Source organism: Bernardetia sp. Wsw4-3y2 (assembly GCF_037126295.1).
Lineage (GTDB): Bacteria > Bacteroidota > Bacteroidia > Cytophagales > Bernardetiaceae > Bernardetia.
The window spans coordinates 189,115-203,635 of sequence record NZ_CP147017.1 but is presented as its reverse complement, the minus strand read 5'-3'; the positions used below and the strand labels follow the sequence as shown (position 1 = coordinate 203,635).

At 30.1% G+C, this 14,521-nt stretch carries 14 protein-coding genes; 9 read left to right on the top strand and 5 right to left on the bottom strand.

Annotated elements, in window-relative coordinates; all coding sequences use genetic code 11:
• Positions 1 to 64 precede the first annotated feature (64 nt).
• Positions 65 to 883 carry a hypothetical protein gene (locus V9L05_RS00835; protein WP_338813998.1) on the bottom strand — a complete coding sequence of 273 codons (819 nt, stop codon included), beginning with the start codon at positions 881 to 883 and terminating at the stop codon, positions 65 to 67.
• 79 nt (positions 884 to 962) lie between these two features.
• Complete coding sequence (gene rdgB, locus V9L05_RS00830; RefSeq protein WP_338813997.1) at positions 963 to 1,580, bottom strand: RdgB/HAM1 family non-canonical purine NTP pyrophosphatase; 618 nt, start codon at positions 1,578 to 1,580, stop codon at positions 963 to 965.
• A gap of 140 nt (positions 1,581 to 1,720) precedes the next feature.
• Between rdgB and V9L05_RS00825 the strand changes: the two genes are divergently transcribed.
• Genes V9L05_RS00825 through V9L05_RS00810 form a run of 4 tightly spaced genes read left to right on the top strand, consistent with a single transcriptional unit; the run spans position 1,721 to position 5,346 of the window.
• Positions 1,721 to 2,656, top strand: coding sequence for a hypothetical protein (locus tag V9L05_RS00825; protein WP_338813995.1), 936 nt, complete (start codon positions 1,721 to 1,723; stop codon positions 2,654 to 2,656).
• On the top strand, positions 2,657 to 3,568 hold the full coding sequence (locus tag V9L05_RS00820; protein WP_338813994.1) for a hypothetical protein: 912 nt from the start codon (positions 2,657 to 2,659) through the stop codon (positions 3,566 to 3,568). It begins immediately after the preceding gene.
• A 1-nt stretch (position 3,569) separates the two neighbouring features.
• Entirely contained in the window at positions 3,570 to 4,493 is a 924-nt protein-coding gene (locus V9L05_RS00815) for a hypothetical protein (RefSeq protein ID WP_338813993.1), read from the top strand.
• A gap of 1 nt (position 4,494) precedes the next feature.
• Positions 4,495 to 5,346, top strand: coding sequence for a hypothetical protein (locus V9L05_RS00810; protein WP_338813992.1), 852 nt, complete (start codon positions 4,495 to 4,497; stop codon positions 5,344 to 5,346).
• Between the two features lie 15 nt (positions 5,347 to 5,361).
• Here the strand turns inward: V9L05_RS00810 and V9L05_RS00805 are convergent, their stop codons facing one another.
• Positions 5,362 to 6,162 carry an IS5 family transposase gene (locus tag V9L05_RS00805; protein WP_338811837.1) on the bottom strand — a complete coding sequence of 267 codons (801 nt, stop codon included), beginning with the start codon at positions 6,160 to 6,162 and terminating at the stop codon, positions 5,362 to 5,364.
• Positions 6,163 to 6,321: 159 nt separating this feature from the next.
• Between V9L05_RS00805 and V9L05_RS00800 the strand changes: the two genes are divergently transcribed.
• From V9L05_RS00800 to V9L05_RS00785, 4 genes are all read left to right on the top strand, one after another.
• The gene (locus V9L05_RS00800) at positions 6,322 to 7,224 is read left to right on the top strand and encodes a hypothetical protein (RefSeq protein ID WP_338813991.1); all 903 of its coding nucleotides are present in this window, start codon (positions 6,322 to 6,324) and stop codon (positions 7,222 to 7,224) included.
• A gap of 55 nt (positions 7,225 to 7,279) precedes the next feature.
• A complete protein-coding gene (locus V9L05_RS00795) occupies positions 7,280 to 8,590 on the top strand; it encodes a hypothetical protein (RefSeq protein WP_338813990.1) in 1,311 nt (436 codons plus the stop codon).
• Positions 8,591 to 8,645: 55 nt separating this feature from the next.
• Entirely contained in the window at positions 8,646 to 9,155 is a 510-nt protein-coding gene (locus V9L05_RS00790; RefSeq protein WP_338813989.1) for a DUF2480 family protein, read from the top strand.
• A gap of 126 nt (positions 9,156 to 9,281) precedes the next feature.
• Entirely contained in the window at positions 9,282 to 9,497 is a 216-nt protein-coding gene (locus tag V9L05_RS00785) for a hypothetical protein (RefSeq protein ID WP_338791316.1), read from the top strand.
• A gap of 101 nt (positions 9,498 to 9,598) precedes the next feature.
• Here the strand turns inward: V9L05_RS00785 and V9L05_RS00780 are convergent, their stop codons facing one another.
• Positions 9,599 to 10,324: a pyridoxine 5'-phosphate synthase gene (locus V9L05_RS00780; RefSeq protein ID WP_338813988.1), complete on the bottom strand. Its 726-nt coding sequence runs from the start codon at positions 10,322 to 10,324 to the stop codon at positions 9,599 to 9,601.
• A 223-nt stretch (positions 10,325 to 10,547) separates the two neighbouring features.
• On the opposite strand from V9L05_RS00780, the gene V9L05_RS00775 reads away from it, so the two are divergent.
• Positions 10,548 to 11,480, top strand: a complete 933-nt coding sequence (locus V9L05_RS00775) for an EamA family transporter (protein WP_338813987.1) — start codon at positions 10,548 to 10,550, stop codon at positions 11,478 to 11,480.
• A gap of 30 nt (positions 11,481 to 11,510) precedes the next feature.
• On the opposite strand, the gene V9L05_RS00770 is transcribed toward V9L05_RS00775, so the two are convergent.
• Complete coding sequence (locus V9L05_RS00770) at positions 11,511 to 14,441, bottom strand: sensor histidine kinase (protein ID WP_338813986.1); 2,931 nt, start codon at positions 14,439 to 14,441, stop codon at positions 11,511 to 11,513.
• Positions 14,442 to 14,521 lie beyond the last annotated feature (80 nt).

The window sequence follows — 14,521 nt, the reverse complement described above, 5'->3', positions numbered from 1 at the left end:
GGTGTTTTAGCGTAGCGACACTGACAAAGACATCTAAAATCCATTCTTAAACAACTTGAATATTTTAATTTTCAGGTGTTCCATCTGCTACCCAACATTCAATAGCTTTTATTTCTGCATCAGTTAGTTCACGACCAGAAGAAGCTGGAGGCATAGAACGAGCAGAAGCACGAGCAAAAACTCGTGAAGAACTTTGAGAAACGCCTTCAAAAGTAGATAAGTTTGGAGATTGATTACCTGAATGACAGCCTGAAATAGCACAGTTTGTATTGATTATAGAAGCAATATTGTCTGTATAATTTATACCTGTTTTTAGTTTTGTTTTTGCTGTTGCTTCACAGTTTTCTGAATCTTTTACTGTAATTGTATATTCTTTGGCAGTTAAGTTTTCAAAAATATTGCTGTTTTGGAATCCGCTTTCATCAATTTTATATTGTAAATTACCACTTCCACCAGTTGCTGTAACTGTTATTTTTCCATTATCAGAATCACAACCTGTATTTTGAGAAGCCAAAGAAATAGTAGGAGCATCTGCATTTTCGACAGTAGTTTTACTTTCTTTAGTACAACCTTCATTATCTTTTACTGTAACAGTATATTCTCCAGCAGCTAGATTTTCAAAAATATTACTACTTTGAAAATTTCCACTTCCTAGTTTATAAGTCAATGCGCCTGTTCCTCCTGCACCTGTGGCAGTTATTGAGCCTGTATTACTTGAGCAGCCTGTGCTTTCAGAAGTCAATGATAATGTTGGAGGAGAGCTACAAGGAGTTGTATCTACTGGGTCTGGTGTTGGCTCTTCTTCACTACCTCCACAAGAAAAAAGAAGAATACTAGAAAAGAGCGTAAAAAATAGAAGAACAAATAAATAATTAGTTTTCATAAAATGGAATAATTCAGGATAAGTGTAAAAAAGTAATGATTAGAAGGGTATTTTTTTCAATATAATAATTATAATTGATTTATGGTTCTACTTTGTTAATCTCATTTAAGAATGTTACTAATTTTCTTGTTGCGATGGCTCTATGACTAATTTTATTTTTTTCTGATAAGCTCATTTGCGCAAAAGTTTTTTCATAACCATTAGGAATAAAAATAGGGTCATAACCAAAACCATCTTCTCCTGTGGGTTCATTTATAATTTTTCCCTTTATTATTCCCTCAAACTGATGTTTTTTCCCATCTATGACAAGCGTAAAAACAGTTTTAAATTGTGCATTTCGATTTGTATTTCCTTCTGAAGCTTTTTCACTTAGATTTTTCAAAACTAATTTCATATTTTCTTTTGAATCTCTATATGAACCAACAATTTTGTCTGCATACATTGCAGAATCTACCCCCGGTTCTCCGTCTAAAGCTTCAATTTCTAATCCTGTATCATCTGCAAAGCAATTTGTATTATAATTTTGATAGACATACATTGCTTTTTGTTCCGAATTTCCTTCAATAGTTTGTGTAGTCTCTGGAATTTCCTCTGTACAACCAATTTCCTTCAAACTGACTAATTGAATAGCAGAAGGGATGGCAGCCGTTACTTCTTCTATTTTTTTTGCATTATTGGTAGCAAAACATATTTTCATAATTTTGATATTTTTGTTAGATAATTTTTTACAAATCTAATTATTTCTAGCTTAGGTAAAGTTAAAAAAGAAGTAAATGAAAACATATCTTCAGAATTTCGTTAGACTAAATAGTTTTAAAAATCTGTATTAAAAAAGATATGCACATTCACAAAATAAATTCAAACTCACAAGAACACCAAAGTTTCTTATCTCAAAATAGAAAAGACCCAATTACTGGAGATTCTATTTTAGAAAGTGATGAGGTGGTTTTTTGTGCAGGTTGTAAATCTGTATTTTTATGTGATACGTGGGAGTATTTGGGAAAACGACATTGTGGACAGAGTGGAACTTTGATTGATTTTCCTTTACAACAAGCTATTCATATAAAATTAGATAACGAAATTCTATTTTATAAATCATTACTTACAAACGGAGAAAGCCTATTTAACATACCTAGTAAGGCTAAGAAAAAACCTTGGTTGTATGAAGAAAACTTTTTATCAGCTTATGATAAGTTTCAAGAGAGTAATATTAATACAGGTTTATTTATATTTTTAGTTAGTCTTGTTTCTCTAGCTCTATATTTTTTCACAAGTAACTTCTTCATTTTTCTATCAATACTAGTAATATTGTTGTTATTACTAATTGTAGGAAGAATTCACGATTCATATTATATAAAAAAGGTAAATCTAAAGTATAAGAAATTCTATAGTAATACATTTTATATTTCCAAAAAGACAGTAGGTTTTGTAACAAAATATGGTAAAAAGCAATATACTTTACCTGTAAGATATATTGAAAAGGTAGTTTTTCGTCATACAGGACACAAAGCTAAAAACAAATATTTTAAAATTTATTATAAGGTGGAAGGCGTTGAAAAAACTGAACATGTTACTTGCTACTTATCTGATGATACATTTGAAGACCCATTTTCATTATTTGATTCTATACGTTTTTTATCCCAAAACAAAGATATACAAGTTAAGATAGAGAGCATAGAAGAGGATACAATTAATCATCTTAAAAAATTAAATCAAAAATGGAGTACGAACTTTTCTATTTCTTATTTACTTCATAACAATTTATTTTTATAAATGCACATTCACAAAATAAACCCAAACTCACAAGAACATCGAAGTTTCTTATCTCAAAACCGAAAAGACCCAATTACAGGCGATTCTATTTTGGAAGGCGATGAAGTGGTTTTTTGTGCAGGTTGCAAATCTGTTTTTTTAAAAGATACGTGGGAGTATTTGGGGAGTCAGCATTGTGAGCAGAGGGGAACTTTGGTTGATTTTCCTTTTAATTTTACTAACCTAACAATTCAAAAGACAGATCTTATTTTGTTTTATGAACAATTGCCACTAGAAGGACAAAAGAAAGGAAGTAAAATTCCTAGTAGATTAGATCCGACTATATGGAAATATAAAGAAGGAGAGTTAGCTAGTTATGAATATGATTTTTATCTTACTCCTATTTTTTATGCTGTTATTGCCTTTGGATTTGTAATGGGAATTATTGGTTGTATATTATTGGAATCATTTTTTCCTATTGGTGGTTCAGTTATTTTTTCAATATTATTGACGTTAATAGCAGCACAAGAAGAAAATACACAAGCAAAAAAACTCAAAACAGCTCACAAATATTTTTATGATAATGTTTTCTATATTTCTAAAACAGGAATAGGTTTTAGTAGGAGATATGGACGACAAGAATATATTTTATCGATTGCTTATATTCATTCATTAGAATTTCAATTTTCTTATTCTTTTTTTGCTTCTAATTATTGCATCATTGAAGATATAAACGGAAATAAAACAAAGTTTTTGATTACTAACTATTTAGAAGAAAATAAAACCACACAATTTTTAGAAGCACTACACAGTATGAATCAAGAAGCTATTTGTTCTATCAAAATACAGATAGAAGATAATGCGCTGCTTTGTAATATATTAGAAAATGAAATACAACAAAATGGTTATGCTATTTCTATTTTAAGAAAATAAAATGCACATTCATAAAATAAATCCAAACTCACAAGAACATCAAAACTTTTTAGCACAAAACCGAAAAGACCCAATTACAGGCGATTCTATTTTGGAAGGAGATGAGGTAGTTTTTTGTGCAGGTTGCAAATCTGTTTTTTTAAAAGATACGTGGGAGTATTTGGGAAATAGGCATTGTGAGCAGTCTGAAACATTGATTGATTTTCCCGTTCAGGAGTTAATGCAGTTGAAAGCTAAAGAGAGAATTTTATTTTATCAAACTTTAGATACTTACTCAACCCAAATTTCTATTCCAGCAAGAGTAAAAAAAGCTCCTTGGATAACTAAAAAACGACATATATCTCCCTATTATAATTTATTCTACAGTATTATTAAACCAGTAACTATTACTGCTTTTTGGCTTTTGACTTGGTTGATATTTTTTATAGTTTACTTAAATGGCTTTTTAAGTTTTTTCATTTCAATACTCTTGACTTTTCTATTTAATCTTATACATATAGTTGTGAGAAAAATACACGACAAGTATTATGGTAAAAAACAAAAAACACTTTATAAATACTTTAATCACAATACATTTTTCTTAACAAAACACTCCCTCATATTTTCTCATCCTTATGGAGTAAAAGAATATATTTTATCTTTAAAATATATAACTACTTTTGTTTTTCACGAGACAAAATCAACTTTTGATGATAGTTTTTGTACAATTTTTTATAAAAAAGAAGATTTTAATCGTTCTAAAATGTCTCTCAAATTCGTTCTTCCAGATAACACTTTCTACAAAGATTCGTTTTTTGATAGTTTATCTTTGTTATCTTCTTTCTATTCTATTCCAATAATAATTGATGCTCATAAAGAAAATACGATTTTGAAAGTACAAGAAATAATTAATGGAGGTAATACAAATGTATCTTTTTTAAATTAACATGCACATTCACAAAATAAATTCAAACTTACAAGAACACCAAAGTTTCCTAGCTCAAAACCGAAAAGATCCAATTACTGGAGATTCTATTTCAGAAGGCGATGAGGTAGTTTTTTGTGCAGGTTGTAAATCTGTGTTTTTACGTGATACGTGGGAGTATTTGGGAAGTAGGCATTGTGAGCAGAGTGGAACATTGATTGATTTTCCTTTAAATTATAAATTGGATTTAGTGAGTAAAGAAGGTATTTTCTTTCATACTCATTTTTTCGGAGATGATGAATCAAATAGCTTTCTCAATAAACTAAATACTAGCATGTGGAGAGTTAAAAAAAGTGCAGCTTTAGAAAGTTATTATATTCTTAATGGTCTTATAATTACAGTTATTGTTTCAATTTCTGTAACAATTTTCGTCATGTTTATGGCGATTATCTGGGCTTTTTTTATAGGAATTCTATTTTCTTCTGTTACTATAACATTCAGTATTTGGTATTATTTCAAGTATTTTAAACAATCAAGCATAAGCTCTAAAAAAAATAAAGAGGAAAAAGAATTTTTCTTTTCCAAAACAGGAATAGGATTTAGTATTCATTATGGATTGAAAAGGTTTTTTTTAGATGCAGAGTATATTGAATCTTTACAATTTCGTTTTAATACTGGCTTTTTTTCGCCGTCTTATTGTATCATTAACTATTTTAATAAAACACAAAATAAATTCCCAATAACTAATTTCTTTAAACAAAAAAAAGATAAAGAGTTTTTAAATGCCTTAAAAAAGCTTAGTTCTAACCTATCCATTCAAATTTATGTAACCGTAAATCAAAATTCTATTTATCAATCTGCAATAGACTTTTAGAGCCTGTTCGAGTTTTTATTTTTTCTTTCTTCTAGCCCCTTTATTTATGAGGTTTAAAATCATAGCTAAATACACAAATGCTTTAGCAGAATCTACAGTTTTCTCATAATCTACTTTTAGTCTTCTGTTTTGATTAAGCCAAGCAAAAGTTCTTTCTACTACCCACCTTTTGGGTTGAGGTACAAATGCTTTATCCTCTTTTTTTTCTCTTCTTGGACTATTGACAATCTCAATTTGTACTCCTGTTTGACTAAATATTTCAGCAGCCAAACTAGCACTTCTATAGCCTGCATCAGCAAGAATTTTAAAGAATTTTCTTCCTCTAAATTGAGCTAAATAAGCTAGATAAGCAAGTTGATTCACGTCAGCTTCATTGGCTGGACTAATCTCTAATTCTAGTAAATTTCCTTGCGTATCTACCAGTATATGCCGTTTACGTCCTTTTTTGAGCTTGTAACCATCTACACCTATAGCTTCCCCTCCATATACACTTTGTACACTTTGAGAGTCTATAGAACCCAAAGAGGGTTTAGCATTTCTACCTTGAGCCAACCGTTCTCTTGTGACCAACTTGTCCAAAAGTTTTTTGTACCAACCCATCTTCTGCCATTTGCTAAAGTAGTCATACAAACTACTCCAAGGAATACCATAACTACTGGGAAGTAAACGCCAACTACTGCCAGAACGAGTGATGTAAAATAGTCCTGAAAAGATATTATACAAACTGTGTTTGCGTTTTCTTTCCAAGTACGAAAAAGGTATAAATTTTTTCATATATTGCCAAAGAGCATCAGATAAATATTCATTAGTAAACATAGTCATTGATATTTTAATTAGTAACTGAAAATCAATAACTTAACTAATAAAAAAATCTGATGTTCTTTTTTATGTATCTAAACTCGAACAGGCTCTGAGAATGAAAAAGATAGTAAAGTAATAATTGTAGTTTTGTAAAATAAAATATTTTCTTAGCAAATGCACATCCACAAAATAAACCCAAACTCACAAGAACATCGAAGTTTCTTATCTCAAAACCGAAAAGACCCAATTACTGGAGATTCTATTTTAGAAAGTGATGAGGTAGTTTTTTGTGCAGGTTGTAAATCTGTGTTTTTACGTGATACATGGGAGTATTTGGGAAAACAGCATTGTGAGCAGTATGAAACATTAGGCAAATTCCCTATTCAAAAGCAAATTCGCTTAAAGGTAGAAGATACTATTTTGTTTTATACTTCATTACCAAAATCAGGAAAATCTCAAACGAGTATTCCAAGAAAAGCAAAAAAAGAACCTTGGATGAAGAAATCTCAAAATATATCTCCTTACCAAGAGGTTTTGCATCATCCTTTTATGAAGTTTGGTAAAATTGCTGCTTTTTTATTGTTTTACATCCTATTTGTCTCAAAACTAAACTCCTCTTTTTTTCCATTAATTTACGTGCCTTTTATATTAGAAGCTATGATTTGGATACATGATTGGCACTATGGAAAAAAAATAGAATCTGTCTATCAACATTTTAAAAATAATACATTTTATATTACCAAAAAATCAGTCGGTTTTTCAACTCAGTATGGAATAAGTGAGTTTGTATTGCCAGCCGAACAAATAAATGAAATCGTGTTTCATGAGAAAGATAATTTTTTGTCAAATAGCTATTGTCAGATATATTATCAAAAAGATGGAATGATTAAAGATTTAAAATTCAATATAGATAGTGGTATTTTTACTAATTCTAGTACTCTTATTTCAGCTCTCAACTCTTTGTCTATCAATCGTAATGTGCCTGTGCGCATAGAAAGCCAAAGAGAAAATACATTATTTTATGTAAACAAAATGATTGCAAATGGGAATTCTAATTTTCTGATTTCAAATCGATAATCAATTTAATTTGCTATATTCAAACTAAAAAATAATCACAAATTTATCACAACTCATGAAAAAAATAATTTTTCAATTTATATTCATATTTCTTTCTGTTTTTTGTTGCCAAACTGTTTTTGCACAAAATAATTTTCTCTATAAAAGAGAACTAAAAGGAATACAGAAAAGCAATCAGACAGAATGGTACAAAATAAATGTACCTATCGAAGTCATAGAAAAAATAAATACTGATTTTTCAGATATTCGAATTTTTGGTGTAACTAATTCTGATACATTAGAAGCTCCTTTTCTCACTAGAAAAATAATGCAAAAGTCTGAAAATCAAAAAGTTGATTTTAAGATAATTAATTCTTCCAAAAAAGAGAATGCCTATTTTTTTACTTTAGAAAAAGATAACACTACACGTCAAGAAGAAGCAACAAACTTAATAAAACTAGATTTTGAAAATACTAATTTTGACTGGAGAGTAAAATTAGAAGGAAGTCAAAACCAAAACGAATGGTTCGAAATTTTGAATGATTATCGTATTGTTTCTATCCAAAATGAATTTACAGAATACAAATTTACACGCCTTATATTTCCAAACTCAAAATACAAATATTATAGAATTAAATTATCAGATAAATCTGAAAAACAAAGTCAAAATGGTTTTAAGAATAATGAACCAAAGCTGAATTCAGCAAGCGTCTTTTTACAAAAAACAATAGAAGGAAATTTTGAAGGTTTAGAAATTATTTCTAAAAATATTGAAGTAAATAAAGATAAAAAACAAACTATAATTGATATAGAATTAACCCATTCTGTTCCTATTGATTTTCTTTCTTTGGAAGTAAAAAATGATTTTGATTATTACAGAAGTATTCAAATTAAATATTTGTTAGACAGTACCATAACTGAAAAAGGTGTGATTTATAATTTTGTTACGCTTCACACAAGCACTCTTTCATCAATAGAAAAACAAAATGGTAGTTCAAGTTTTTTTATTAATTCTAATGAAAAATCTAAAAAATATCAAATCATTATTGATAATCAAGACAATCAACCATTAGATATTGGACAACTAGAAATCAAGGGTTATATCAATCAGATTTTTACACGAGTGAGCCCGAGTGACAAAGCAATTTCTTATTTTTTAATGTATGGAAATGAAAGATTACAAAAACCTAATTATGATATTGTTCGTTTTCAAAATACAATTCCTACTGATGTCACTTTGTTAGAATTGGATTCGGAACAAAAAATACCACAAAAAGAAGTAGAAAAAGTAACACCACTTTTTGAAAATTCACTTTGGTTGTGGTTACTTATGGGAACAATTATTTTAGTTTTGACAGTCTTTACTTTCAAAATGATGAAAAAATAAACTTTAAATCCTCGTTTGACGGTTATAAACCTCAACGACGGTTACAAATAAAATTATGGAAAAAACACTTAATAAAGTAGTCAATTCGTCAGTCGTTACCTTTGATTTGGAAGATTTATATCCAAAAGGGGAAAGAATTACGTATGATTTGAAAATTAATCTTTTTCAAGAACTTATCTTGAGAGAAAAGGATTTTAGAGAGTTCGTCAAAAATCATGATTGGAAACAATATGAAGGCAAGTTTGTAAATATAATTTGTTCAGTAGATGCGATTGTTCCTATGTGGGCATTTATGGTTGTTGTATCAAATATTCAACCTTATGCCGAAAAAGTAGTTATAGGAACAAGCGAAGAACTGGAAAGCGAACTTTATAGAGATATTTTTCAAACTTTTGATTGGCAACAATTCGAACAATCAAAAGTTGTTATCAAAGGATGCAGCAAAATTCAGATTCCGAATTATGTCTATGGAGAAGTTACTCGCAGACTTGCACCTATTGCAAAACTGATTATGTTTGGTGAGGCGTGTAGTAGTGTTCCTGTTTATAAGAAACCTAAAAAATAATTACGAATTAAAAATTACGAATATTTCAGTTAAAACGAATTGTGTGCCTGTAAATTTATAGTTTTTAAATCGTACAAAGCATTTTTTATTATCTCATTTTTTTAATCATAAATTTCAATTTTTATTATGACACATTTCAAAGGAAAAGTAGTTTATCAAGATTTAGAAGGTGGTTTTTGGGGAATTGTTGCCGAAGACGGCACAGAGTACAAACCTGAAAATTTAGCTCCTGAATTTCAGAAAGAAGGCTTAAAAGTAGAAGTAAAAGCTGAAGAAGCTATGGGTTTTGGTATCTTTATGTGGGGAACACCTATACAAATCAAGGAATGTAAAAAAATATAGATTTTATTTTTCTAAACCCTAAGGCTCTTCAAGAACCTTAGGTTTTTTTTTAGTTGCCATTTCTTGGGTCTCCACAAGCTAAATTATTAATACATAATAATTTATACTTTCAAAGCTCTTTTGTATAGTCCGATTGTGTTTTCTAGTCCTAGATAAAGAGCATCACAAACAAGCGCATGACCAATAGAAACCTCTTGTAAATAAGGTAAATGTTTAGCTAAATAATTTAGATTATCTAAATCCAAATCATGTCCTGCATTGATTCCTAAACCTAACTTGTGAGCAAACTCTGCACATTGAACATATTTTCTGATTGCTTTCTCAGGACTTTCTTGAAAGTTTTTTGCATAACTTTCTGTATAAAACTCTATTCTATCTGCACCTGTTGAGGCAGCAGCTTCAATAAACTGGTCTATTGGGTCGATAAAAATAGAAACCCGAACTCCTAGAGCCTTCAAATCAGTAATTACTTCTTTTAGATAATCTTGGTGTTTTATAGTGTCCCAGCCTGCATTAGAAGTCAAAACTCCATCTGAGTCAGGAACTAAAGTCGCTTGCGTAGGTTTTATTTCTTTTACAATTTCTAAAAAACGTCCTTGTTGTGGATTTCCTTCAATATTAAATTCTGTTTTGACAATTTTTGCAAGTGCAAAAGCATCCTCATAACGAATATGACGCTCGTCTGGACGTGGATGTATTGTAATTCCTTGCGCTCCAAAACGCTCACAATCTTGTGCTACTTGTATCAAATCTGGATTGTTGCCTCCTCTTGCATTTCGCAGGGTTGCAAATTTATTGATATTTACGCTTAATTTAGTTGAGTTCATTTGGCTATATTTTATTGTGATTGATTTGTAGCTTTCTTGATAGAGAGAGATAACTATTCTGAATTATACTGATGTTCAAAATTACTCTTTTTATCTGCATCAAACAATATTTGCATCAGACAAAATACTTGTTCATGAACTATGTAGAGAATTACTAAAAGAGTTAAGACTTTTTTGTATTTTAGAGATTCAAATACTCATCACTTCATAATGCTTAATTCTCTTGTTAAAATACCATATTCGTCTTCATTTTGTAATTTGGCTTTCTAGTCTTGTTCCTTTGGTAGTCAATCAAATTCATTTATCAGCTACTGAACTTGTTTTTTATCGAACTTCAATGGCTGTAGTATTTTTGGCTATTTGGCTTTTAGTTATTAAAAAGTTTAAATGGACAGGTAAAAAGACTTATTTTTTGATGGGAACTGGAATCCTAACTTTTGCTTATTGGACATTAATTGTTCTTTCGGCAAAACTAGCAAATGAAGCTGTTTGTTTGATTGGACTTGCTACAATTCCTCTTTTTGTTAGTATTTTGCGACCCATTTTGGGAAAAGGAGCTTTATCAGTGGGTGAAATAATTACAGGACTAAATGCTATTTTTGGAATCTATATAATTTATAGCTCTGATTTTGATTATGGTTTAGGCTTTTTTTTAGCTCTTTTAGCTGCTTTTTTTGGTGCATTGGTTACTATTTTTAATGCAGATTTAGTAAAGCAAGAAGACTCTTTAGTTATTACCTTCTATCAAATGTTAGGAGCAAGTATTACAGCTTTTCTTCTCTTGCTTTTTTCTACGTTTTGGGGAGGAATAGTAAGTGATTTTATTCCTGTAAAATGGAGTTTGACTTGGCGTGATTTTATATTGATATTTAGTTTAGCATTGGGAGTTTCTGTCTATGCGTATAGCGAATCAGTACGATTGATGAAGTTTTTGAATCCTTTTACAGTGGCTATGGTGGGAAATTTAGTTCCTTTATATGGTATTGTTAGTGTAATTATTTTATCTTACTTTATTAGTTCTGTGGAGGCTTCAAAAATGGATATTTATTTTTATGCAGGTGGCATAATACTGGTTTCGGCTGTTGTAGCTCGTCCTTTGGTTACGTGGTATTTTGAGATATATGATGGTGGTAAAAAAAATAAAATAAGTAAATAATCATTTTTTTAATAAAAAATGAAAGTTTATCTATTTCATAAATCTCATTATAAAACTAGTTTCTTTATCCTGTTTGCTTTCTACCCAAATTTTGCCATATTGTTTTTGAGTTGTCTCATTTTTCTCTTTACTTTCTACAAAATGCGCCTCTACAATTCGTTTAGCGATGCTTAATCCTAAACCTGTTCCTTTGGGTTTTCGATTATTTTTGTCTCTAATTTGATGGAATTTTTCAAAAATAGAAACTTGATTTTCTTTTGAAATTCCTTTTCCATTGTCTTTGATGCTTATTTGCCAAAAGTCAGATTCAATTTGGGTTATTATTTTGATAGTATAAGGAGGAAATGCTATGTTATTTTTTTCATTTACTCTTAAATCTATTCTATCAATAGGAATTTCATTTTCATTAAATTTCATGTGGCTAATTGCATTTGAGACTAAATTAATTAGAGCTTGTTCGATACGCTTTTCGTCTGCTTTTACTGTTGCTTTTTCTTTTAATGAATTTTGTGGCATAAAAATCATTTCTAAATCAATGTTTTTTTCTTTTGCCAAAGGTTGCATTATTGTATAGACACGAGAAATTAGCTTTATCAAATCAAATTCCTTGAGTTCTAAAGGCAACGTATTATTTCTAGCATGATTATCAAAACTTTCTATATCCAAAATTTCATTTATCAAAAGACTAAGCCTTTCACATTCGCCCACTACATTTTCCAAAAAGTTTTGTCTTTCATCTTGTTCTAAATCTGGATTTTGATGAACAATTTCGGAAAGCGCACGAATTGCTGTAATGGGTGTTCTGAGTTCATGCGTAACCGTTGAAATGAAATCATCTTTTATTCTGTCTTGTTCCTTCAATTTTTGATTTGAAGTTTCTAATTCTTGTGTCAATCGTTTGAGTTCGTTTGATTTTTGACGCAATTCTCTATTTGTAGAAAGAACATTTTGAGATTCTTTTAAAATGGTAATTACTTCTTCCATCGCCACCGTTTCTTGTTCTTGTAGAAGCGAAGAAACCAAAATACGAGCTGAAACCGAACCTACAACACTAGAAAGCATACGTTCGGCAAGAGTCAGAAGACGAGAATCTGCCAAAACAATTTGTGCTTCATTTAGAAATTCATCAGTTTTTATTTTTTCTTCTTCTGTATTCGTTTTTTGATAATTTTCTAATAAAAAAGTAGTTCGTTTTTCTCCTAAAAAGCTATTCAATAATTCTTTTACTTCTGAAAAATAGGCTTTTCCTTTCCATAAAACAGCACTTTCAAAACGATTGGAGTATTTAAAAATATCTACAAAAATTTCAGCTTCATTTCGTTCTGTTGCTGATTGGACACTCATGACTGAAACAACAACATAAAAAAAACTATTTAGAAAAAGTGACCAAAACACACTCTGAGAGATAGAATCTAAATAATCCATTCCAAAAAGAGCATTCGGATTTAATAATTTTAGAAAAACAGAATCCGAGTTCCAATAAATAGGAAAATAACCACTTTGTGCAAAAGAAGGTAAAATAAGTGTATATGCCCAAATCAAAAAACCTATAACAATTCCTGCAAAAGCACCGTTTTTAGTTCCTCTTTTCCAAAAAATACCTCCAAAAAAAGCAGGTGCAAGTTGAGCTATGGCAGCAAAAGAAACCATTCCGACCGAAACAAGCGAAGAAAATTCGCCAATTACTCTAAAATAAAAATAGGAAAGAAATAGAATAAATAAAATTCCGAGCCTTCGAAACCATTTTATAGTAGTAATGGCTTTAAAATTAGGATTTTTCCAGTCAAAATCTGAAACCCAGTTTGGAAGCAATAAATTATTTGAAATCATTGTACTCAACGCAGCCGTAGAAACGATAATCATACTTGTTGCAGCCGAAAAACCACCAATATAGGAAAACAAAGCTATTTGTGGAAACTCAGAAGCTAAAGGCAAACTTAGCATAAACATATCCGAATTGAGTACAGAACTTGTTCCTTCAAACCAAATTCTGCCACCTAAAGCAATTGGTAAAACCAAAAAATTGATAACCAAAAGATAAAGTGCAAAAATCCACATAGCAGGAAGAATGTGTTTTTCATTTTCATTTTCTACTACTGAAACTTGAAACTGGCGAGGCAAGAGAAAAATAGCTAAAGCCGATAAGAGTAAATACCAAAACCATTCTCCACTATTTTTTTGATGTTGAATAGTAGTGAGTTTTTGTAAATCTATATGTAGTGCTGTTTTTTCAAAGATATCAATTATTCCGTCAAACATTCCATAGACAATAAAAATACCTACTCCTAAAAAAGTCATTAATTTAATAATAGATTCGAAGGCAATGGCAGCTATCATTCCTCTATTTTTGTTGTCACTTTGTAAGTTGCGAGTAGTAAAAAGCATCGTAAAAAAACCAAGAATAAGGGTGGCATAAAAAGCAGTATCGCTTATCCAAAATTTAGTAGAATTTTGACTAGAAGTGGTAAGAACTTCAATACTCATTGCAATAGCTTGTATTTGAATGGAAATATAAGGAACAATTCCAAACACACACAAAATAGTAATCAGACGACCTAACGCAATACTTTTTCCGTAACGAGCCGAAATAAAATCAGCAAGTGTAGTAATTCCTTTTGCTCTACTAATTCGGATTATTTTACGCAAAACAAGCCACCAAACAGGAATAGTTAGCAAAGGACCTATATAAGTAGTCAGAAAGCCCAGTCCAGAAGTTGCTGCTTGTCCAACACTTCCATAAAATGTCCAAGCCGTACAATAAACACCCATAGAAAGGGCATAAATAATAGGTTTGAAAAAACTACTTCCTAATTTTTGGTCAGAAGTAGAAGTTAATTCTTTATCTTTCTTTGTTGCCATTGTCCAAAAAAATAGACTTCGGTATTCTGTCCAGTAAGCCACACCAAACAAAAGACCTAGATAAGCAATAGAAATAATAAAAAGTAGAAGTTCGGAATACACAATAAAATATAATTTATTTTGCTCAAAATTTAATTATTCATTGAATTGCTATAGTAATACAAACAGTTTTCCAATCAATA

Coding starts and splice junctions, on each gene's coding strand:
- V9L05_RS00835 (WP_338813998.1), bottom strand. CDS start 883: ATGAAAACTAATTATTTATTTGTTCTTCTATTTTTTACGCTCTTTTCT.
- rdgB (WP_338813997.1), bottom strand. CDS start 1,580: ATGAAAATATGTTTTGCTACCAATAATGCAAAAAAAATAGAAGAAGTA.
- V9L05_RS00825 (WP_338813995.1), top strand. CDS start 1,721: ATGCACATTCACAAAATAAATTCAAACTCACAAGAACACCAAAGTTTC.
- V9L05_RS00785 (WP_338791316.1), top strand. CDS start 9,282: ATGACACATTTCAAAGGAAAAGTAGTTTATCAAGATTTAGAAGGTGGT.
- V9L05_RS00790 (WP_338813989.1), top strand. CDS start 8,646: ATGGAAAAAACACTTAATAAAGTAGTCAATTCGTCAGTCGTTACCTTT.
- V9L05_RS00820 (WP_338813994.1), top strand. CDS start 2,657: ATGCACATTCACAAAATAAACCCAAACTCACAAGAACATCGAAGTTTC.
- V9L05_RS00800 (WP_338813991.1), top strand. CDS start 6,322: ATGCACATCCACAAAATAAACCCAAACTCACAAGAACATCGAAGTTTC.
- V9L05_RS00810 (WP_338813992.1), top strand. CDS start 4,495: ATGCACATTCACAAAATAAATTCAAACTTACAAGAACACCAAAGTTTC.
- V9L05_RS00815 (WP_338813993.1), top strand. CDS start 3,570: ATGCACATTCATAAAATAAATCCAAACTCACAAGAACATCAAAACTTT.
- V9L05_RS00780 (WP_338813988.1), bottom strand. CDS start 10,324: ATGAACTCAACTAAATTAAGCGTAAATATCAATAAATTTGCAACCCTG.
- V9L05_RS00805 (WP_338811837.1), bottom strand. CDS start 6,162: ATGTTTACTAATGAATATTTATCTGATGCTCTTTGGCAATATATGAAA.
- V9L05_RS00795 (WP_338813990.1), top strand. CDS start 7,280: ATGAAAAAAATAATTTTTCAATTTATATTCATATTTCTTTCTGTTTTT.